The 22,642-nt window shown below is 46.4% G+C and carries 12 protein-coding genes; 2 read left to right on the top strand and 10 right to left on the bottom strand.

Features of this window, described 5'->3' with window-relative positions; translation table 11 throughout:
• Nucleotides 1-236: 236 nt before the first annotated feature.
• Complete coding sequence (locus tag PAT3040_RS29950) at nt 237-2,441, bottom strand: helix-turn-helix transcriptional regulator (protein WP_108995563.1); 2,205 nt, start codon at nt 2,439-2,441, stop codon at nt 237-239.
• A gap of 121 nt (nt 2,442-2,562) precedes the next feature.
• On the opposite strand from PAT3040_RS29950, the gene PAT3040_RS29955 reads away from it, so the two are divergent.
• Nucleotides 2,563-3,513: a helix-turn-helix domain-containing protein gene (locus tag PAT3040_RS29955; RefSeq protein WP_108995564.1), complete on the top strand. Its 951-nt coding sequence runs from the start codon at nt 2,563-2,565 to the stop codon at nt 3,511-3,513.
• 168 nt (nt 3,514-3,681) lie between these two features.
• Here PAT3040_RS29955 and PAT3040_RS29960 read toward each other — a convergent pair whose 3' ends face one another.
• From PAT3040_RS29960 to PAT3040_RS30000, 9 genes are all read right to left on the bottom strand, one after another.
• Nucleotides 3,682-4,515 carry an amidohydrolase family protein gene (locus PAT3040_RS29960; RefSeq protein ID WP_108995565.1) on the bottom strand — a complete coding sequence of 278 codons (834 nt, stop codon included), beginning with the start codon at nt 4,513-4,515 and terminating at the stop codon, nt 3,682-3,684.
• On the bottom strand, nt 4,505-6,385 hold the full coding sequence (locus PAT3040_RS29965; protein WP_108995566.1) for an ADP-ribosylglycohydrolase family protein: 1,881 nt from the start codon (nt 6,383-6,385) through the stop codon (nt 4,505-4,507). The genes PAT3040_RS29960 and PAT3040_RS29965 overlap by 11 nt, the downstream gene beginning before the upstream one ends.
• A 113-nt stretch (nt 6,386-6,498) precedes the next feature.
• Nucleotides 6,499-7,494, bottom strand: a complete 996-nt coding sequence (locus PAT3040_RS29970; RefSeq protein ID WP_108995567.1) for an S-layer homology domain-containing protein — start codon at nt 7,492-7,494, stop codon at nt 6,499-6,501.
• Nucleotides 7,491-13,265, bottom strand: a complete 5,775-nt coding sequence (locus tag PAT3040_RS29975; RefSeq protein ID WP_108995568.1) for a CBM96 family carbohydrate-binding protein — start codon at nt 13,263-13,265, stop codon at nt 7,491-7,493. Before PAT3040_RS29975 ends, PAT3040_RS29970 begins: the two co-directional genes overlap by 4 nt.
• Nucleotides 13,266-13,311: 46 nt before the next feature.
• Entirely contained in the window at nt 13,312-15,483 is a 2,172-nt protein-coding gene (locus PAT3040_RS29980) for a glycoside hydrolase family 88/105 protein (protein WP_108995569.1), read from the bottom strand.
• A 28-nt stretch (nt 15,484-15,511) separates the two neighbouring features.
• Nucleotides 15,512-16,387: a carbohydrate ABC transporter permease gene (locus tag PAT3040_RS29985; RefSeq protein ID WP_108995570.1), complete on the bottom strand. Its 876-nt coding sequence runs from the start codon at nt 16,385-16,387 to the stop codon at nt 15,512-15,514.
• 12 nt (nt 16,388-16,399) lie between these two features.
• Complete coding sequence (locus PAT3040_RS29990) at nt 16,400-17,329, bottom strand: ABC transporter permease (RefSeq protein WP_108995571.1); 930 nt, start codon at nt 17,327-17,329, stop codon at nt 16,400-16,402.
• A gap of 70 nt (nt 17,330-17,399) precedes the next feature.
• Complete coding sequence (locus tag PAT3040_RS29995; RefSeq protein WP_108995572.1) at nt 17,400-19,046, bottom strand: extracellular solute-binding protein; 1,647 nt, start codon at nt 19,044-19,046, stop codon at nt 17,400-17,402.
• 240 nt (nt 19,047-19,286) lie between these two features.
• Complete coding sequence (locus PAT3040_RS30000) at nt 19,287-21,551, bottom strand: helix-turn-helix domain-containing protein (protein ID WP_108995573.1); 2,265 nt, start codon at nt 21,549-21,551, stop codon at nt 19,287-19,289.
• A gap of 160 nt (nt 21,552-21,711) precedes the next feature.
• On the opposite strand from PAT3040_RS30000, the gene PAT3040_RS30005 reads away from it, so the two are divergent.
• Nucleotides 21,712-22,614 (top strand): AraC family transcriptional regulator, encoded by a 903-nt coding sequence (locus PAT3040_RS30005; protein WP_108995574.1) that lies wholly within the window; start codon nt 21,712-21,714, stop codon nt 22,612-22,614.
• Nucleotides 22,615-22,642 lie beyond the last annotated feature (28 nt).

Below are 22,642 nucleotides of genomic sequence, written 5' to 3' on the forward strand. Positions count from 1 at the left end.
AATTCGATGTGTAAGATCTGAACATCGCTGTCTTCCTGACGATTTTACACATCTTTCGCCTGCAAGTGCTCCAAAAATTCAAAAAGACACCTCCAAGAAAGGTGCCTTTTGCTTCAAAACGAAATGTATAGGATGGCTTCAAACCATTGCGCAGGTCGAATGGGCAAATGGAGCAAGCAGACGATTGGCATGTTCCGACAAATTGTAATGGACATCGCTCGTATACAAGATCAAGGCTACTCTGGAACATGCTGCGCCATACGGATTTCGCTGCGTGTCGATCGATATTGAACAGGCGTAACGCCAAATTTGGATTTGAACTTATTGGAAAAATACTGCGAACTGCGAAATCCACTACGGCTGGCAATGGCGCCAATCGGATCCGTCGTTGTTCGAAGCAATTGCGCAGCATGCTCGAGCCTTCTAATTGTCAAATATTCAACAAATGTCAGCTGCAGCTCTTCCTTAAATAATTTGCATACGAATTGCTTGGAGTATGATGTAATTGCCGACAACTGCTCCAATGAGATATCTTCATGAATATGAAGATCGATATATTCCTTTATACCGGAGAAAATCCTTTCGTAACGAACATTCTTTTTTTCCGTACGCTGTTCCACAACCGTCATGCTGAGCTGACGCAGTTCGGAAATTGCCTTGCCAAGCGTAGACTGCCATACAAAGGCAACAGGCTCATTCTCATTGCCGTCCAGCATCATCTTTGCCTTTGAGGCATAGAGATGAAGCTGCATCAACACAAGCTCGATCGCCTCAATCGAATATTCTTCGCCTCTCAGATCGGTCTCGCACATCGTCAAATATTGATCAAGCTCATGACGTCCCCCGCTGCGAAGCAGAGTGTCAAATGGCTCCAGCTTAAGCTCGGGATACAAACCCTTCCTGCGTTCAATCAATCGATAGCTGATGCAGCCGCTTTCCTCGCTCAAAAATCCGTATCTTCTAGCCGTTTGGGCCTCTGCCGCCGATAATGGGATGCCTTCCAATTTGTTTGTCGCCGTTCCAAATCCGGCAATATAACGGAATGACTCCGGTACTGCGGACGCTGCCAACTGCAATCGATCGCGAATGATCGCTTCCATATCGCTTCTCCATTCTTCGCACCAATACACAATAACCGCTTCATTAGCGCTGAGGACCAATAATTCCTCATACAAGGGAGATTTCTCCCCCGATTTGACCAGCAATTGCGCAAAACGACCGTACTCCATCCCTTCAAGCTCCAAGGAAACAGGCATAAAGCAGCCCTCGCTCGGAATAAGCAGCTCCTCGCCCGTAAAATCAAGTTTGCCCAGAACGGCTTCTCTCCATTGCTTCTCCCTTTTCTCAGTCATATAAGCTGCACGCTGCTTGTCGAGAAAACCTAATGCTTGCTCGAGCCAGCCGATTTCATTATGGCCGGACTTGGCATAGCCGCTTGCGCTTCTGACCCGCTGGGTAATATAGCGGAACGGACCATAAACCTTCCTTGACACCATGTAGGAAACGGCCGCGCCAAGCAATGCTATTGCAAGACCCGCCATCCATATTTCGCTTTTCATCTTTTGTGTCGTTAACAGAACGGAAGTTTGCGGGCGCAGCAAAGCATAATGCCAATTTAATCTCGACTGGTCGGCGGGCAAAAGAGTAATAACATTATCGTCGACTCTCACCATCTGTTCCTCTTGTTTCGGCAGATGCTTCCGTACCAATTGCAGCATGGAATCCTCCCATTCAGAAGAAGCGCCTATGACTTGTCCGTCTGCACTCATAACAACCAACTTTTCTCCGTTTGCAGTCAGATGTTCGCCTACGGATGCAATCAGTTTTTCCGCATCCAGATCGACAATCATATACCCTTTAATCTGCTCGGCTCGCGCCATATAGGGCAATGTATAGACATAGGTGATGACAATTTTATTTTCTTTATCCAGGCTCTGCGTCGCTACGTCACGTACAAACCACTGATGTGTCAAGATCGGCTTGTCAGATTGCAGCAGCTTTGCTTGCGGCGAGTTATCCGGCGAATTATGAAAATATTGATCCACTACAAAATTGTCATTGGCAAAATAAAACGATAAGTTATGCAGCATCGGAAGCGACATTGAAATGGTTTTTAAGTCTTGCGCCAAACGAGTAATCCGGTAATAGTTATTTCCTTTGCCATTGGTCAAAAAAAACTGGATCTCGCTTTCCGCTTCTACTCGTACCGTACTCAATGCTTTATTAAGCAGGGCGGAATTATAGCTCTCCAGTTGCTGGCTCTCAAGCTTCTCCCTCATGGATGCCAATTGCGTCTCTCCGGTTGACCTCATTTCCTTTGTAATCATGTCAGCCGTTTTATTAAGCAATAATCCTCCGCTAAGCGTAATTAGAAGCATGGTAAGGGCTAAGTGCGACATCATTAATTTGGCGAAGTAACTCCCCTTTAAACGGGCTATCATTTTAATTCCCCCTGTTGCAGATCAATCGTAATCAATCGCATAAGTTGCTTTAATTAAAGCGAGCGCCTTCTTTTTTGCATGGAGATATAGTATTATTCTGTTTGAAAGGGAGGTCGGGTTCATGAACCCTGCAGCTGCCGAGTTAAATCGCCGCTTGCAAGAAAGGATGCTGTATCCTGACGGATTAGCCGCCTGTTTCGAGCATGTATCGAAATCACTTGGATACGCATTAACAATCTATGACACGAAGGGATTCACCTTCAAAGATGCTTCCTTGCGCGCCTCCTTCGAGCCGTATGCCATGCATACGCATCCCTTCTGCAGCATGGTCAAGAAGAACTGGCATAATACGAAGCGCTGCATCGTCAATCGGAAATACTCTGTTCGCAAAGCGGCTACGGAGCAACGTTCCTTTTACGGAAAGTGTTATATGGGCGTTGAGGAAATCGTCTTCCCTGTCGTTCACGGAGGCGAAACGATTGCCGTTGTGTTTCTCGGACAATTCGGCGCTCGAGATCAAAAGGATTTGGAATGGATCAGCGGCAAAGCAGAGCAATATCAAGTCAAACAAGAAGTTCTACTGGACATTTATAATAACATCGCCATGAAGTTGGATGAAACGATAATAGAAGACTTGCTTAAAGTCATACTGATGATCAGTCAGTTCATCGTGCTTGCCTATCAATCTACGCTGCTTTCCTCACAGATTAACGATAATATCGAACTTCCAGTTGCCGAAACCAGCTTATCCAGGGCGCAGGCTGTTGCCAAGCTCGCAATGGAACGGGTGCAAAGTACCTACCATGAAACCTTTAGCCTGACCACTATAGCGAGACACTGCAATTGCAGCACAGGTTATGTCAGTCGCTGCTTCTCGCAAGTGTTTGGCATGTCTCTCGTAAAATATGTCAACCAAATTCGAGTACAACATGCAAAGTCGCTGCTCGGCGCGACAACATTATCCATTACGGAAATCGCTTTATCTCTGGGTTTTAATGATACAAATTATTTTAGCAAAGTATTTAAATCCATTGCGGGAACTTCGCCTGTCGCCTATCGAAGGCGAGAATAACGAGAGCTGCCGAATCTCCCGTCTAGACGAAGTATAAACCATTCTCGAAGTAAGCGCCTTCATTTTTTTGATCAGTTGGGGTAAAATTCTGTACAGAAAAAGCTCTTGGGAGATTGGATCCCAAGAGCTTTTCTAAAGCCGGTCATTGATATCAATGTAATCTCTCATTCACATACTCAATCTATAAAACCGTGCGGCATTGCCTCCGAATATCGCCTCATATTCTGCCTCCGACAAACCTGATGGCAACGACTCCAATAAAACCTCCAGAACCTCTGCATATTCACAAGTCGTCAAGCAGACCGGCCAATCGCTGCCGAACATAATTCGGTCCGTTCCGAATGTCTCTACAACATGATGCACGTAAGGAACGAAGTCAAGCCGGCTCCATTGTTGCTGATCAGCTTCCGTAACTAAACCCGACAACTTGCACATTATTCCAGGGAAACGAGCCAGCTCGGACAACTGCTCCTTCCATGGTTCTATCGCTTTCTCGGCAATAAACGGTTTTGCCGCGTGATCGATGACTGCCCGGAGCGAAGGAATGGACTGAAGAACCTTATGCATATCAGGCAGATGTCTCGGCCTCAACTGCAAATCGATGGGGAAACCATCATCTGCGATTAACCTCAAGTTACGCATGACTCTGCGCTGGAGGATCCAGCCATCCGGCAAATCCTGCAACATCGGACGAAATCCAACAAACCCCTTGTGCCTACGGAAATTCAAATAATTTTTTTCGAATTCCTCTGAATCCAGATCAAGCCATCCGACCACGCCGGAAATCGACCCCTCTTCCTCGTACAAGGAAAGCATAAATTCCGTTTCTTTCATCGTCGGCGCGGCCTGTACAACGATGGTTCGATCTATGCCGTGTTGTTGCAGTGTACGATGCAGATGCGAGGGCAAATAATCCGCATACAAAATACCTTGTTCCGGAGTTAACCAGCCATAATCCCCGCGCCCTGGTTTCCAATAATGCTGGTGGGCGTCAATCCTCATTTCTTAAACCGAAGAGCATATCCGTGTAATAATAATACGGACCTGGATCAGCCGTATTGGCGGTAGCAACTGGCAAAACATACACCTGGATGGGAGCCCCCTTCTGAATAGCCTCTACCTCCACTTTATAAGTTCCGGCCTCAAGCGTCAACTGGGCCCGCTGTTCCATGGGAGCGCGATGATAGGCCGGCATAAATTCCAGCGTATGCTGGCAGTCGATCACGATTTTCCCATTGAGCTTAAGCGAAACAGGACCGTCTGCGGCAGCAATAAGGCTAAACTGGCGCTCCGACGGGATATAAAGCGTCGTCGAGGCTTTGTAACACCCATCCGCGTCTGTATTTATTGCCTTGTCCCACTCCAATCGATTTCCGGGGAACATGGCTTCAACGCCTTCGTTGCTATCAGGTCCCCATACCGTCCAACATGAGGCCCCAATCAGTGTAAACATCACCTTCTCCGTTGCCCACACCGAATTGTCGTGATGCCTTGTCCAGAGCAAACCAAGTTCTTGGCTGGCCCCCACGAATGCCGGAGCCGTTATGTCCGCGGCCCATTCTATAGACTGGTTCGGCTGCAACACCGTTTCGAGCGTATCCGGTCCCACCCAGCTCTCAGGCAAGTCCATTGAAAGTTTGCCTGTTATCGCGGTCAATGAACGATTTATTAATGTTACATGTATGGTTTTCTTTTGATTGGCTCCAATCGCCGGTCCTTCGGCACCATACTCCATGATCAGTTCAAGAGCAGGGTTTTGCAAGGTCCCCCGCGGCAGCAAGTAATGATTGGATGTCGCCGACCTTTTCCAAAGCTCCTGAACCTCTCGAAGCGCAACATCCTTTCGGTTCCAGCAACTTGGTTCATTGGGATGTACAATGATATCGGCATCAGCAGCAGCCAAAATCTGTTTCCCCATACGAATCGTTCGTAAAGTCAACTCATCCAAATTTTTGGGCGCTGGAAAGCCGTTAATCGGCGGACTGACAACGACGCGATCGCCTACCGGCTTCACCCATTTGTCAGGGAGTCCCTCCGGTCCAAGCAGCATCCCCAATATAGCCCCCAGCGTTGCAGCCGTACAGTCGGTATCATATCCGCAGTTAACGGCTTTTAATATCGAATCTTCGAAATCCTCGCCATACAACCAGCCAAGAATGGTAAATGCAATATTTTGAGGAGCATCTGTAAAATTGTCGCTGCCGTGATGCTCAAGAATAAGCGAACGCGTTTCCGTCCAGCTCTTGCCCTCTTGATGCCAACGAATCAAATCTTGTAGCGCCTTGCAGGTGCGGCTATATGGAGGTATAAACTTCATGCCGATGTCGATCAGTCGGTCTCGGTCCTTTTCGAAGAAAATGGCGCTTTCAATGGCCGCAAAAAACATTTCTCCATATACCCCTTCGCCGCCCGCGTGGTCTACGATTGCATCCTGGTAGGCATATGACGCAGCTACTTCCGGTAATCCGGGGGCAACCATCGCCCATATTTCTGATCGGATTGGCGAACCCATGCAGTTAGTAAATGGATTATTAAAGGAGCCGGCAACAGGTGGAATAAGCCCTCTGCGTAAATTGGTTAATGCGTAGCCATATTCATCGAAAGGAAAAAAGATATGGTCCACCCACTCCTGTCCCAGCTCTCGAGCCGTTAATCCGGGACCATACTGTTCGAGCGCATGCAGCCATACGAGTTGAAGATCAAGATCATCATTTTCGAGCGGGCCGTCCGGCAATTCCGGATAAAAGGTTAGCGTTAACAGCTCCTTTACTCCCTCTACCGGCGCCCCCAAAGTGCCTCCTATATTTTTTCCCAACCAACCCCCATAAACGATTCGATAATACTCTTGTTCATTCAATATACTCAATCCCATGCCAATTCCTCCATTGCCGTTTAATTGTTGTAAACGAATTAGCTTGATTATAAGAATATGGCATGATGGAAGCCATGAACTAGATTGAGATGTTTGATGAGAATTTGTGAATTTTAAACCTTACTTTCTAGCAAGTTTAGAATCGCAACAACAGCCTCGGCTCTTGTCGTATGTTCATTTGGAGCGAAACGATTGCCCGGTTTGCCATGGATAATATTCGCCCCTGCCGCAGTCGCAACCGCCGACTTCGCCCAGCCCGGAATTTGATCAGCATCGGCAAAGGAGGAAAACGCTGACGCAGAAGGCGCTGCGTCTCCCATCGCCCGTACCAGCATCGCCGTCATCTCCGCGCGAACAATGGGCTTGTCGGCGCGGAAGGCGCCATCGTCGTAACCGGCAATAAGTCCGGCCCCCGCCGCCATCGCAATCGACGGCGCCGCCCAGGCGGGAATCCGCTCCGCATCGGCGAAAGCCGGCTGCATGGCTGGCTGTGCCGGAAGCTCCAATGCGCGAACGAGCAACGCGGCGAATTCCGCCCGGGTCACCTTGTGTTCCGGCCGGAACGTACCATCCGAATAGCCATGGACAATATCGCGCAAAACCGCTTCTTCAATCGACTTTTTCGCCCAGTGTCCATCCATATCGTTTAACGTAAACGCGGAGTCCTCCGCGTAGACTTTCAGCGCCGGCGCATACGTCGTTGTTTGAATCGCCGCGTCTACCAGCTTGACCTCATCGAGCGTAACCGACGCTACTCCCATCGCGATTCGCTCGAAGACGACGGTGACAAGCTCGATATCGCCCGCAAGGCCGGGTTTTGGCCCTACCAGCGTATGTGCGATTCGGATGCGGTCTCTCTCCACGATCGGCGTTACCAGAAAGCCGCTATGTCCAACACTCGCCTCTTTGAGCTTCAGGCGCTGCGCGTCAAACGTAAAATCCAGTTCATAGGCATAGACGTCGCCGGTCTGCTTCGCGACAAACGTCATTTGCAGCGTTTTGCCTCCATCCGCGCGAACGCCGAATCCGACTGAGCTGTTGCCTGCTGCTAAAGCGGCGGACGGCAGTAAGACAAGAAGCAGGCATAGTAGGAGCAGCAGGCCTTTCATTGACGCGTCATCCAATCATCCAATATCATTCTCGCAACCCCAGCCAGCGTTTCGATTGTAATTTCGCCGACTCCGCCTATATCGGCTGCGGCAACCTTGTCCCAACCTTGTTCTCCTACTTTTATGCCAAAATATTGGGCGATAATCGACAGGTCGCGAATACTTACCTTCGTGGCGCCTTCCACAAGCGTGATCAGCGTCGCGGAGAAGGTTTGCCTCGCCGTCTCCAGCGCGGCTGCCGCCGCGTTGACGTTTCCTTGGCCGGATAAACCGTTGTCACGGACCGCCTTTGCCGCATTCAGCGCTTGAAGCAAGGCCGTCTTGGCCGCTTCCGGATATTGACCTAGCTTCGTGCCGGTCTGCGCCTGATCATAGATGCCCTGAACCTGTGCAATCTTGGCGTTTAACGCCGTCAATTCGGCAGGCACTACCGGAATGACCGAATTCGCGAACTGTTGTACGGCCGCATGCAGTGCGGCTGCCGCTTGATCGACCGCTGACTGTGCCGCATCCGCTTGATCGCGTACATTTTTGGCCGACTGTATGGTTTGCTCAAGCGCAGACTTGGCGCTTGCCGGATATTGTCCGGGAGCCGTGCCGATGACCGCGTGTTGGAGCAACGTTTCCGCGCTCGCAATAGCCGCCAACAAGGCCGTTTTATCCGCCGCTTCCACACTCGCGACAATTTGGATATTCACGGCGGCTTGCGCCGTGTCCGGCAGCCTCACTGCTCCCTCGAATGAAAGCTCGAAGCCGGACAATGCAACCGTCGTTGCTTCGCCAATCGCTGCATCTTCCTTTACCTGTCCGTGAAGCTTGAATAACGGCTCCGTTCCGGAAAGCGCATGCTGATTGCCGGATGTAAACATCAGAATGTAGATTTGCCCCAGATCTGCGCGAACGGCGCCCGCTATCGCATAGTTTGGGTGCAGCGATTCAATCGCTTCGTCCGCCAGCATAACGGCATCGCCGTCTTGCGTCGTCGTAAATTCCAACACTTCCGGATCGTAATGGACGATAACCTCCAATGCCGTAAAATCGGTTTCGACATGATTCACTCCGACGGTCAGCTCTATCTCTTGTCCAGGCATTTTCTCGGGGGCATTCACCGCAAGCGCCGCTTCCGCAGCATGTGGCTCCACATTTGTCTCCTCTTCGAATGGACGAATAACTCTGCTCAGTCCGCTATGCGAGATAACGATCTCCCCCGAATTCCATTCGGCGGACATAAACGTTTCACCATTGCTGCTAGTAGCATCATGTGATTTATAAGCGCCAAAATCAACCGGCACTCCGTCGATCTCTCTTGCGTCCGAGCTATAATCCAGCTTAATCATTTTTCCGTTCAGACCTTGATATTGGATGTAGTATCCATTGTTAATGACAAACGAAATGGGATGAGCGTTCTCATTATCCAGAATTGCTGTAATGAAGCTCTCAAAGGTTCCCGGAAACTCGACTGAGTCCGCCACTTCCATAACAAATGCTGTATTCGCCGAGTTTATTTTCGCTTCGATATCGACCCATCTCCCGGATTTTGTCCAGCTATATTGGGCAATATCGTTTACGACGCCATCCTTTAGCATCTTAATTGCAGCGTAAACATCATTTTTCCTTACAAAAACCCATCCTTCTGTTTCTACCACTTCATCCAATTGCTTTCTAGGAATCCAAAAATGACTGAATTGCGCGTAGTTGGTAATTTTATGCATTCCTACGATTACGTTTTCTTCTTGAAAATATTTGTATGTCATGCTTTTGAAATCACCATTCCAATAAGCATGCGGCGAACCCGTATCTGTTTCATTAGGACCTGGATGACTATCGAAAATAACCGCATCCATTGATTTACCGAATGTCAGGGACCAAGGCACCTCCTGAAAGCCCTGAAAATCTTGACCTGTAAAAGGCGCAATCTCCTGTTGAACGACAGAACCCAATGTATAATCCGGTGTCACATGGGTGTACTTCTTCAAGGTTTCCGTCTTTTCCCTGCTAGGGATGTCCGGAATCGTATAAACAGACTTTTTCTCTTTATTCGTTAGTCTCTTATCGCGATCCCTATTAAGGGCATACAAAACATCCGAAGGCCTGTAATCGCTTATTGGAAGTAAGCCAGCCTGAACATTAATTTCCGCATACTCTTCATCTACGTCGACAATCGCGTTATCAAACAGAAAATCCATCACATAATTGGAGTGGCCATACAACATTGTTTTCGGCGAACCTACATAAGTACGGCCATGAGCGCCTCCCATGTTCCCGTCAAGAGAATCGACCGCCATATCTGCCATCAGATAATCCAGCATATCAAAAGCCATTTGTTTCACTGTTTCATCTTTAGCAAACGTGTACAACATCGATAGACCGCCTATATCAATGCCATAATAACTGATAGAATCGTATTCTCCCATGCCGTTCTTCAGACGAATATTCATCCAGTCACGCAAATAGCCAGTGAACATGGTCTGATTCTCTAAACCCGTTTTTCCGTTCCACATCATCGCATCCGGCCACAGTTCGCTTACAAGATATCCGCTGGCAAAATAGATTAGCCGATGATTCTCGGACATAAATTCTGTCGGGTTAGAGTAGTCGATCTCTTGTAACAAGTGAGCCAATCTCAGCCATACCTCTTCGGAAACATCCGCTTTGCCATCGAGCATGTTGTATAAAATCAGTAATTGGGCGATAAAAAAATCGGCCGCTCCATTTGCCCTGCCATTGGGCCTGCCCTCATCCCAAATCACTTCGTCTATCATCCAGTTAACGGCATCATCATAATTTTTTTCTTCGGGATTTAACATCATTTTCCCGAATATCTCGGTTAAGTACATTAAATGTTTTGCATAAGGCGGACGATCAGAGGTTTCATAGGCGCTTCGCATTTTGTATAACAGATTTTCTTGTCTGATTTGCGTACCGCCTTTAATATAGTCGATTTCCGAAAGGGCTGGAACTACTGGCGACACGATCAGATCAAGCCGTTTATCCCGATACGCTGCTTCAATCGTTATCGTATCGGTTGCCGATGCATTCGATTTGAACCTAAACGTATCCCCGCCAAACAATTCCGCTTTATCAGCGCCGGACTTCATTGTAAAGCGAAGTCCAGGATCCTTTGTAATATACTTGGATTGGCCCCCGCCATCATGTGCTTTAATCGCGGTTAACTCTGCCAAATCAACTGTATCGTAAAGGTTTACTTCCAAATTCGATCGCTCTGCCGTAATCGAAACCGGCTCTCCTTCGAATTGCGATCCTCCAGACAGCTTTTTAATTCGGATATCGTCCATGTAAACGACACAGTTCTCTGCCCGAAAAGCAAAGCCCCCGCTCATCTCCGCACCCGATGCATAATACTGAACGACATCATCCAGTGAGAAGATGTACTGATTGTCTACAGCTTTCGCAGAGAAAGTATGCCAACCGTCATCAACTATATTTACTTTTGGTCCTGGCGAAGTATTAATTCGCATATAGTTATCTTCATTATTGCTTAGTATTCTGTAAACAAAAGGATACCCTCCCTGACCCAAATATTCACTTTGAATCGCTTTTCTTCGCATCAATATTTCAAAGGCAGTATTGTAATCGCTCTCATCTAATCTCGGTGTAACGATTTTAATTTTTCCTTCGATTTCATAGTTGGTCCAATCTTCGTTCCCCATCAGCCTGCTAATCCCATTAGAAAGCCTGTATACCTGATTCCCGGTGGCATCGTCAATGACTAAATCTGCCCCTGGTACCGAGAAAAATTCAGGTTGGGCCACCGTTCTCATGCCCGGATCACCAAAGGTTTCTACAATTTCCCCGCTCATTACAGTCAGTTTCGCCGTATAAGTTTTTATTCGATAAGGATTTAGGACATCCGCAGCTGTAACCGTTATATCGTATTCGCCCGCGGCTGTCGGCGTTATGGTGCCGGCTTCTCGATCAAAACCAAGCGAAGCCGGAAGCGTACCGAAGATCACCTTGTTGTTGGGAATGACCGTATAAGCGGATGCTGAAGTATAAGCCCGCACTTCAAAATCTGTAGTTTGACCAGGAGCAACTATTGAATCTTTAATTAAAAGCTGCAGCCCCCTGGCCGTGTGCAGTTTTGTGACTTTAAGGTTGTCAAAATAAGCTTTTGTATTTTCCGTTTGCAAATAAGCCTTGCCTTTGGTCAACGTGGTTACATATTTTCCCGAACTTATAAAGTCTACCCCCGAAGAGCTGTCCCCTTCGCTAATGAGAGTAGTTGTGCTCACTCTCTTTACTCCATCTGGCGCGTCGACACTAAACACTAAATTATCAAACATCGAAGAAGGGGATCCATTATATGGATATTGAGAAATGAGACGATTACTGATCATCGCCGACATCTTCACGTAAGCATCGTTAAAGCTGCGACTTGTTTTATTTAGTACTCCTGCTTCTGTCGAATGAAAAGAGCCGTAGTACCACTCATTAATAGGGTTGGCATTATTGCGTGTAATGCCGATTCGATCTCGATATGCAGGCTGTGTTGCGTCATATCTGCGAGTAGCAGAATTATATTTCAACGTATCCATATAACGAAACACATAATCTCTGTTATCGCCGCTGTTCCGCAAATGGAATGAAATTCCCCCGTTGCTGCCTGCGTTACTGTTTATTTGCTTGACATCCGCTTCAAGCATATATTCCGAATCCGCATCTGAATTTCCATATTCGCCTTCAATCTCCAAGGTACGTTTTATTCCGCCTATTCCATCTATCATTAAAGCGTGATTTCCCGGCCCATCTTCGAGTACAGCGATAGCCACATCGTTATGGGGGACAAACGATGGCGTTGCCCCCTCGAAATCTTCGCTCACGACGACTTGCCCCGCCACCCGTATCGGCGTTTCATCAAAGTTATTAATATTCAAAGCAACCGAATGGCTTAATCCCCCGAGCACGGCGGCGACTTTAGAAATACCGGCGCTAACGCCCGTAATTTTTTTCGTTCTTGTATCCACGCTTAGTTTATCCGTTTGCAAAGCAGTAACCGAAGCACTGTCGGTTACATCCACCTTCTTGCCGTTAGCGGTAGTTGCGACTACACGGTATTCCGTCGCCCCATGAACATGGATATTCCGATTCGTCAACAATAGGCGAAGCGATGTAAATGTGTCGTAATTCCGAGCAGTCAGAATCAGTTCAGGTTTCATATTTGCCTCTCTGGAATAAAAATTGACGTGACTTTCAGATGAAGCGGTACTGTTGATTGCCAGCATAAAAGCCGCTGTCCGATTAGTCATCTGGCTTCGAATATAGTCCGTTACATCAAATTCCACGACCGTGTCCGTATTTGCAATATTAATTTCCTGGAGCAGAGTAGCCGTTGCAGGGGCATTGTTCCATGTCATGCTCCCTTCTTCCCATTGTTGATCTGAACCCGTTAAACCGAAAATCCCCACTGTCCGACTTGCGTCGGTACCTTTTGCCAATATATGAAGCTTCACTTTCGCTTGCTGAACATCGTTATCCAGAAATTCCGAATAATTAAATCGTAAAAACGACTTGCGGGCATAGGTTGCATTCGTATCGTTTTTCACCTCGAGAGTGCCAGAAGTCCCAAAATTAGTGTCCTCGTAAGTGCCTCCGCGTACAGTAGCATCCGCAACAGGAACATAATGAACAGTTGCTGCTTTCACTTCAGCCATTCTCAACCCCGGCACGCCAGAGAATCCCAAGCCGCTTAACAAGATCGAAGCAACAAGGAAACAAATAAATAGCCGTTTCAATTTATGAATCGCAAACAAGCCGCCATCCCCCTTCAAATTGGTAACGAAATATGATTTGACTTTGTTATTTCAAATGCTTCGCCAATAAAAACATTTCTGCAGCTGCTAAAAGAACAATACCGGTACCGTGATCATCATTGATGTGGGTAGGAATATCATAGTAGTAGGAGGACTCCATGGAACAGCCGGAACCCAGACATACCCCGTATACGTTCCCTTGGGCATCTACGCAATGCTGAAGCAGCGCGCTCCAACCTTTAGTCACCCCCTCCAAAAAGGGTTTGCCTAGCCAGCCCATTCGAATGCCTCTGGCTAAAGAGAAAACAAACATGGCCGTGCATGAAGTCTCCAAATATGAAGCGCTTTCATCTAAAACCTGATGCCATAGCCCCGAATGGTCCTGATAAGAAACAATACCAACGGCGAGGTCTCTATACATTTCAAGAAGCCATTCTCGCCCAGGATGATCGTCAGGCAGATGAAGCAGAAGCTCTGTTAAAGCAAATAGGATCCAGCCATTCCCCCTTCCCCAAGGCACACTGCTGTTTACTCCGGTCATTGGGAAAAAAATATGGGCGAATAACCTTTTGTCCGGGAGCCAGAGACGGTTATGGAACCCCTTGGCTTGCTGGACGACTTCATCGAAATATCGCGTTTCTCCCGTCATTCGGCCCATACGAACCAGAAACGGACAGCTCATAAAAAAATCATCCGCCCACATGGTATCGATTCGATAAAACGTCCCATCTTCCATCCGCGGTACGACTCTCATCACGGTATCAGCTAACCGATGAATGATCGGCAAAATCGTTTCGGAGCCCGTCCGCTCGTAGGTTTCTATAAACATGACTCCAATAGCTCCGCATGGATCAAGCTCTTGCAATCGCTCGGCACGCGGAATTAAGGACGGCACTCCGTATCGTGCGGCGTCCCAGAGCGCGTAATCGTGATACTGGGCCATAACTTCCATGCTGTCTGTCGCATATTGAACAACATCCGCTTTACCTATAACTTCAGCCGATTGCAACAACCCGTATAGTCCAACCTGGATTGCGTAAAACCACTGCCCGAAAAAAAATCCGTCTAAGTAAGGTCTGACAAAAGTGCCAGTGGAAGAAAGGCGCCAATACGTTTTACATTCGCCTTCGCCTGTCGAATAAGGCTGATCAAAACGAATTCCCGCTTCAACATCAAAGCTACGCTCCAGCATCCATTCCGGCTTTTCATCCCGCTTGCCAAACGGCCCTATATAAAGCCAACGAGCGTCATTGCCTCTTCGAGACTCAAGCCCGGGTATGCCATCCGCCCGCTGCCCGGTAGCGTGTTCCGTTATTTCCGCGCTGAATCCCCATTTGCCCGCATTTCGACGCACGCATTTTATCAGCACCTGTCCACGCGATTTAAGCGAGTTCATCTCAAATTGCGTTTTTCCGTTAACAGTTGAACGAAACACTTCCTGCCCGTCCATCCAAATTTTGATATCGCCTTCGAACTCAACATTCAACAGCAGGGAACCATCATTTCGTTTTTCATAAAAGGTTGTCCCGTACGCGCACGAAGCGTCCGGACCGTACAATTCCGAAAAATCCACAAACCGACGGTTTGTCTGCTCCAAAACTTGCGGCTCCCATAATAAGAAATCCCCGGCCAATGCCTCCGCTTCTAATCGATCACGGCTATCCTTCTCCCCTTCCTTCGAAGAGAAGGGACCGATATACGCGAATCCCTCTTCCCCTAACAGACCTTGCTGCGGAAACGTTGGACGCGTGGAAAACAAATAGTCTTTCGCCCACATCCCCGGATACCTGGGAAATCCGATAAGAAGATCAAACCCCCAGCGCTCATTGTCTTTTGCGCATTGAAGCAACAAATCATTCCATCCCGGGTTCATCCTAATAGAAAACGTTTGTGCCCCAACGTACGCCTTCCCGTTGAACCATAGTTTTGTACTTCCATTGGCAGTAAGAATGACCTCCTGCTCAAAATCGGCATGAAACCGGGCCGCAGCATATGCAATAGAATCGTTGGGAGCATCGGGCCAGCATGCCGTAAAATCAGCTTGATAGGGTCCAAACGGTGTTTGCTGCCTGATAAACTGATCTTTGTAAGGCCGCAAACGGATGTGTTGGCGGGGACGAGTCTCCAGCATACGCTCCGTTACGCGAGCTATCACATCGGCAGGCTCCGTTATTCCAGCTGCATAAATTGAATTCCCATCTTCCATCTTTTCATTCATGGGAGATACTCCCCTTCCTTTTCCGAATCTATCCTTTTAATGCTCCGATCATCATTCCCTTAACAAAATATTTTTGCAAGAAGGGATAAAGAGCCAAAATTGGAACGGTTGCAACGATGATGACCGAATATTTGAGCGTTTCCGAAACTAATCCTTTATCAAATGAATCCGTGCCTGCAAGCATGGCGTCGACATTGTTTACCACGAGGATTTCCCGAAGTACAAGCTGCAAAGGATACAAACTCCTGTCCCGGATAAAAAGCATTGCATTAAACCAGGCATTCCAGTGACCGACACCGTAATAAAGCACCATTACTGCCACTACGGGCATAGATAGGGGCAATACGATCTTAAATAGAACCGTTAGATGCGAGGCGCCGTCCATTGTCGCGGATTCCGTTATCTCATCGGGGATGCCCATAAAAGAAGTACGCATTAAAATCAGATTAAAGGTACTGACCGCCGTCGGAATAATTAAGGCCAATAATGTATTTTGCAGGCCAATTCCTGTTACCGTTAAATAATAGGGGACTAACCCTCCGCCAAAAAACATCGTAAATACAATCATCATCATAATCGGATTACGCCACAGGACACCTTTGCGGGATAAGAAATAGGCGCCTAACGAGGTCATTATGATATTAGTCGTTACACCGGCAACGACTACGATGATTGTGTTTAAATATCCGCTCATAATCATACGATTTTCAAATACGAGCTTATAAGCCGCCAAAGAAAAGCCTGCCGGTTTTAGCAATACCCCTTGATGAGATAAAAAGTCTGCGGGATTACTTAGCGATGCAAATAATACATACAGAACCGGGTAGGCCGTAATAAATGAAAGCAACGAGAGTATCGCAACATTCGCGCCAATAAATCCCTTTCTGCCGATACTAGTTCTCATTGGATACTCCTCCTACCATAAGCTTGATTGATTAACCTTTCTACTAAGCCAGTTAGCGGTCAAAAGCAACACGAAATTAATGGTCGAGTTAAACAAACCAACAGCGGAACTGAAACTCCATGCAAATTCTTGTAAGCCTTTACGGTATACATAGGTCGAGATTACGTCCGCCGTTTCGTAGATAGCCGGATTGTAGAGCAAAATGATTTTTTCGTAACCGACGCTCAAAATGCCCCCGATTTTAAGAATAAGCAAAATCATGATGGTTGGGGCAATTCCAGGAAGGGTGACATGAACGGTTTGTTTCCAACGTCCGGCACCATCAATCGTAGCTGCTTCATATTGCTGAGGATCTATGGAGCCCATCGCCGCCAAATAAATAATGGAGCCCCACCCGATCTCCTGCCAGATCTCGGAAGTAACGTAGACGGGAACGAAATAACCGGGGTGATTTAGCATAGTGACTTTGTCGCCGCCGAATAAACCGATAATTGCGTTTATAATGCCGCTATCGCGAGTGAAATCAAGAACTAGGCCGCATACGACAACCAGCGAAATAAAATGCGGCATGTAAGTAACCGTTTGGACAAAACGGGAGAACAACTTTTTTTTCACTTCATTTATTAATAGAGCTAAAATGATCGGGGCAGGAAACCCGAACACAAGTGAAGTCAAGCTGATGACAAGCGTATTTTTTAGAACTCTCCAAAAATAATAACTTTCAAAAAAATCCTGAAAATGTTTAAAGCCGACCCAGGGGCTTCCGAGTACCCCCTTCATTGGCAAATAATCCTTAAAAGCGATAATCGCGCCATAGATCGGTGCGTAATGAAAAACAATGTAATACAAGATGACTGGCGAAACGATTAGATATAATGAATAATTTCTCAGCCAATCTTTTTTTGCTTTATCCCAAAATGTTTCTCGAGTTTGCGTGTCCATGTCTCCACCTGCTCCCCAAACATAGGCCGGGTAGCACTTTTTCCCCGGCCGCCGTTCTATCTTCAAGCTTCTATCTATTGTTGTAACGTTCCAACGCGGCTTGTTGCATGCTGATCGCTTGTTCAACGCCGAGTTTTTTCAATTGTTCGATATATTTGTCGAAATTGCTAATGGGTTCCGTGCCCATGATGAACTTCAACATCATTTCGTTTTCATAGGTGGTTACTTCATTCATGATTTTCGCCATCTCGCCTTGTTCTTCTTCGCTGACAAAGATCGGAGGAAGGAAATGTTTGGCTACCTCCGTACTAGACCATACTTCGACCGCATCTGCTTGTGCCGGTATCATCGTCTGCGAAACGCCAGGATTCTGAATGAACGGACCCATATCATGCGACAGCGTAAATTTTGCCATGGCTTGGCTGACGGGCAAACCATCCGGATTTTTTAAGACCAGATCGGTAAAGACGATGCTGCCGTTTTCAATTGTGTAACTGGTTCCCTCAATTCCAAAGTTCGCAAGCAGCATTCCTTCTTCGCTGTAGAGATAATCCAGGAATGCAGCCGCTGCTTCTTTATTAGCGCTATTGGCCGAAATGGCTGCACCAAAACGGGTGAAAGGCAGAGAATATTGAGCAAATTGAGGCTGATCGCCTTTATTCAATACCGGATAAGGAGCGCCGACAACTTGAAATTTTGGATCCTGGTCTGCCATCGTGGTCGTCCATTTCGCTACGCCGCTGCCTGCACTAGCAACAGTAGCCCCTGATTTTCCATTCATAATGTTTGCATCAACCGTCTTGGTATCCAATGTGGCAAAGTTGTTATCAAGCAATTTTTCGTTAAACCATTGGTTCATCGTTGTAAGAAATTCTTTGTACCCTGGCTCAACTGGTCCGTATTTCACCTGTCCTTCATCCATGTAGAATCCTTTGGTAATGTCGTATGCACCAATAAACGTTCCCCACGAAAGAACGGACATCATATCCCAGTACGGGCTAAGCGGGGCCACCGCGCCTTTCTTTTCTTTAAATGCAGTAAGAACGGTATGCCATTCGTCGATTGTCGTCGGAACCTCAAGTCCCAACTCGTCTAGCCAATCTTTGCGTATTACCGGCCCCGCGGAGGTAAGCAGTCTTTGATCTCCCCTAATAAACGGGAATGAATAGTAACTTCCGGCGTCTGTTTTGACCATCTTGTCAATATCCGGATTTTCCTGTAGATATTTCGACAAATTCGGTGCATGTTCCAACTGAAGATCGTTTAGTTTGGCAATGACTTGATCACTAATCGCTTTCTCCGGACCTCCAGGGTATGTCGCCCAATTATGCCAAATAATATCCGGCAGGTCGCCGGAGGCAACCATTAGATTGAACTGCTCATTTTCGGTGCCAGCCGTTGGATGAATAAATTCGACTTCCACGCCTGTTCGTTCTTTTAATGCTTTTGCGAACTCTGTTTCGGCGAGATTCTGGAAGTTCGCCGATGTGTTTGCAGCTAAGGGAAGCCAAAACTTGAGTTTCACCCCGCCGCTGATCGGATAAGTTGCTTTTTCGCCTTGCTCGGTTGCTTCCGGTGCTTGCGTCGTATTTTTGGGAGCATTCCCTCCCCCATCAGATTCATTGCTTTTCGCGCACCCCGCTATCGTTAACATAAACGTGGCTGCCGCAACGAAAATCAGAAATAACTTCTTTTTTGCATGCGTAAGATTGTTCACCAATCTGACCTCCCTCTTTCCTGTTCGCAAGTTTTGATATTATCGACGTCGACAAATGTAAGTTTAGCTTCGATATGCCGAGTTTAATAGAGACAGAACCCAATCTTAGAGGACATATTCAAAAAAACGCAAGCAGGAATGACGCTTAAATAATAAAACGCGTTAGGTCAATAGTTAAAATCAAGGGCCTTCTTTTTCGAAAAAAGAGGTCAACCAGACTTATTCTGGCCGACCTCTTCCTTAATCCATCGTCCCGGAATATTTTCCGGGGGTAATTCCTTCATATTTAGTAAATGCGCGTCTAAACGTACGAACGTTGCTAAAACCGACCAACTGCGAGACCTCCTCAATCGTCAGATTCTGTTCCTTCATAATCAGCTTTGCTTTCTCCACCCGATACTTCCCAATATCATCCAGAAGCGAGTCGCCTGTCCCATCTTTATACAATTTCGATACATAGGCCGGGTGCAGCCCGATTTGTTCGGCAATGGATGCAATGCTTAAATTAACGTCATTATACTGTGCAGTTAAGATATCGGATACTTTAAGCAATATGTCATTTGTCCGTTTTCCGACTTGCTTGAGTCCGACTGCATCGCAAATGTCGCGCAGCATATTTTTAAGCTGAAGCTTCATTTCGCTTACCGTTTGACTTCCTAGAAGTCGTTCAATCGGATTAAGATTTTCTAAATACCCATTGTCATTGTCATACATTCCGCTTATGCCATTCATTGTTTTCATCAGAGTACCCACCAGATCGACAAACAGACACTTGGCAAGCTGAAGCGGAAGCTGGCGTTGCTCAAGATTATGTTTAAACACCTCGTCAACAATCGATTCCGCGGCTTTATAATCGCCGGCTTTAATGGAATTTATTAATGCTTGCTCTTTTTCAAGCGGATAATAATACTCTCCTTTGGCGCGGGGAGCTTCCATATCCAGATAATCCATAACGCCGCTAACGCCGTAAATGCTTTGGTATTCCATAACTTCAACGGCTTCGTAATAAGCTTTGGATATTCCCGTAGCGGACGAGTGCAGCCGACTCATTGCAATGGTGACCGGTACACCGTATTTGGTTTCCATAAATTTCAACAAATGATTTGCAAGTTCAAATAGATCACGCTTCCAATCCAACTCCTGCACAACGTTAAAATTAATAAGACATACGATAAACTCGTCTATCTCCGCAGTAAAACCTTGATGGAGTTGGTTCGTCAACTCTTCCGTCACATTCATTACCGCAAAGTGGACTAATGAAGGAGAGATCGTATTGTAATCCTCGATATGCAGGATCATAACTGCAAAATTTTCGGAAACGAAGGCCATTTCATGCAACTCCATTAGCTGTTGCAACGGAATTGCGCTGTCTCGACCTTTAAGCAGTTTTTCGAGAAAGTGATCTCGCATGACTCCTTTTTGTCTCCACAATTTACCGCCCATTTCCTTATTCTCAATCAATGTGGAGTGAATTTCCTGTTTCATAAATTCATATTCATTGATACCGTTGTTGTTTTCCTTTCCATTCGATTTTTTTTCTTTAAACATCTCCACCATCCCGCGTACAGGAGAATAATTTCGCCGTACGAATGTATAAGTTAAACCAAACCCTACACATAGGCATAAAAACAAACTCATTATGGTTGCTCGTTTGATTCCTTCAACCTTGTCCCAATAAATATGACCAGGCGTCATGATCACATACTTCCATTCCGACGAATCCGAACTAATATAAGAGACGACCAATTCTCGCTCGCCATCATTCACCTTTAGAACACCGCTGTCTTGGGGCATCTCATGATAAAATACCGGCAGCGGATCATCCAATGGGCGAGACGATGCAAGAACCTGATCAGAGCTATCGATAATAGCGGCAGCCCCGTTGTGCAAATGAGCTTCCGCATTATTGACCCAAAACTTCGCTTGGTCCAGGAAAATCACAATGTTGCCAAGCGTAGACCCGTTCTTTATTATCGGGATCGAACGTATAAAGGCCAGGTCATCGCCAATCATGACATAATCGCCTTGATAATAACCTTCCAATTTTCCGACCCAATCACGATATCCCGAATTGCTTTTCTTGTACTGGCTGTGGTAAATGGACTCGCTGGTGTTGCTTAATTCGGGTGTTATGATGGTATCGATTTCCTTAAAATAAACGAAATAATCATTCCACCTATTAGATGATTTATATACTTTTAAACTTTCGAATGTCTTGTAGATCGTAAAATATTGTGATGGTTCCAGCGGGCCCTGAATGGTTAGCAGCTCCTGTACTTGAGGATTTAATGCGATCTCAACGCTCAGACGATTAACATCTTCAAGCAGCGTGTCTATATCTTGTTGTACTTTAGATAAAATCAGATTATTGGATCTATCTATTTCGCCGACGATGGTTTGATTCGATTTCATATAAATATAAACGCCTGTTAGAACGGGTATAAGAAGGATCACCACATAAGATAGCAGCCATGGAAATATAATACTTTTTCGTTTAAGTAACACGGTGTTTCCCCCTTAGTTCCCCCAAAAATCTGCTGTCAGGTTATAGGCTATTATAGACTATAGTATGATACAATAAAGTAATTCCATTATAAAACGCTTTCAGGAAAACGCCATATACAGAGCTAAGTTGTTTCTACTATATATATCGATAGGAGCCATTATGTATTATTCGATGTCGCGACTTTCCACCTTGGACGTGAGATGGGCGGATCTGTTTGATGCGGGTACAAACACCACATTCTTCGATCAACATTATAATCCGTATTATGAGTTAATCGTAGTTGCCGATGGAATGGTAAATCTCGAGGCCGGAGGAATCCAAACGGTCTTACAGCCTGGGGATTCGCTGTTGCTTCGGCCTTGGGAGCAGCATAAGGGGATCGTCTCGGAATTTAAACAGGGGAAGTTTTATTGGGCTCAATTTTCCTGTACGCCTGGAATGAACAATTTTAATGTTAACCGCCTATCTGATCTCGACTTTGTCCATGTCGAACGTACCGAGCTTCAGACTGTCGAAATAAGTCATGAAGATCTGCTGATTCTCCCGCGTCTATACCGCAACAAACAATGTTATAAGCTGCTTAGCCGCTTCGAAGACCTGGCGGATATCATGAAGCAGCCTCGGGGTTACTTTCGATTTCAAAGCACATTAATCCTGTCCGAAATGATTGCCTCCATCGCAACGGATTTCCTGGAACAAAGCCACTTGGACACCAGCTTTCCGGTTTCCTATTTTACGTTTCGCAAGCTGGCCAACCATTTAAATAACGATTACGTATCCGAGCTTAACGGGGAAAGCCTAGAACGAACGCTTGATTACAAATACGAGTATCTATGCCAGATATTCAAGAAATACACAGGGATATCCATGACACGTTATATCCAACTTCTTAGAATTCAAAGAGCCAAACATCTGCTTGACCATACCGGTAAAAGCATTCAAGAGATTTCACAAGAAGTCGGGTATTCGGATCCCTTTTATTTCAGCCGTTTATTTAAAAAATTAGAAGGAGTCGCCCCTCAGCATTATCGGGATATCGAACAGAACAAGCCCAACCGATGACCGGTTGAGCTTGTTTTTTTATAGTCTT

This window comes from Paenibacillus agaridevorans, from assembly GCF_003112455.1.
Classification (GTDB): Bacteria; Bacillota; Bacilli; order Paenibacillales; family Paenibacillaceae; genus Pristimantibacillus; species Pristimantibacillus agaridevorans.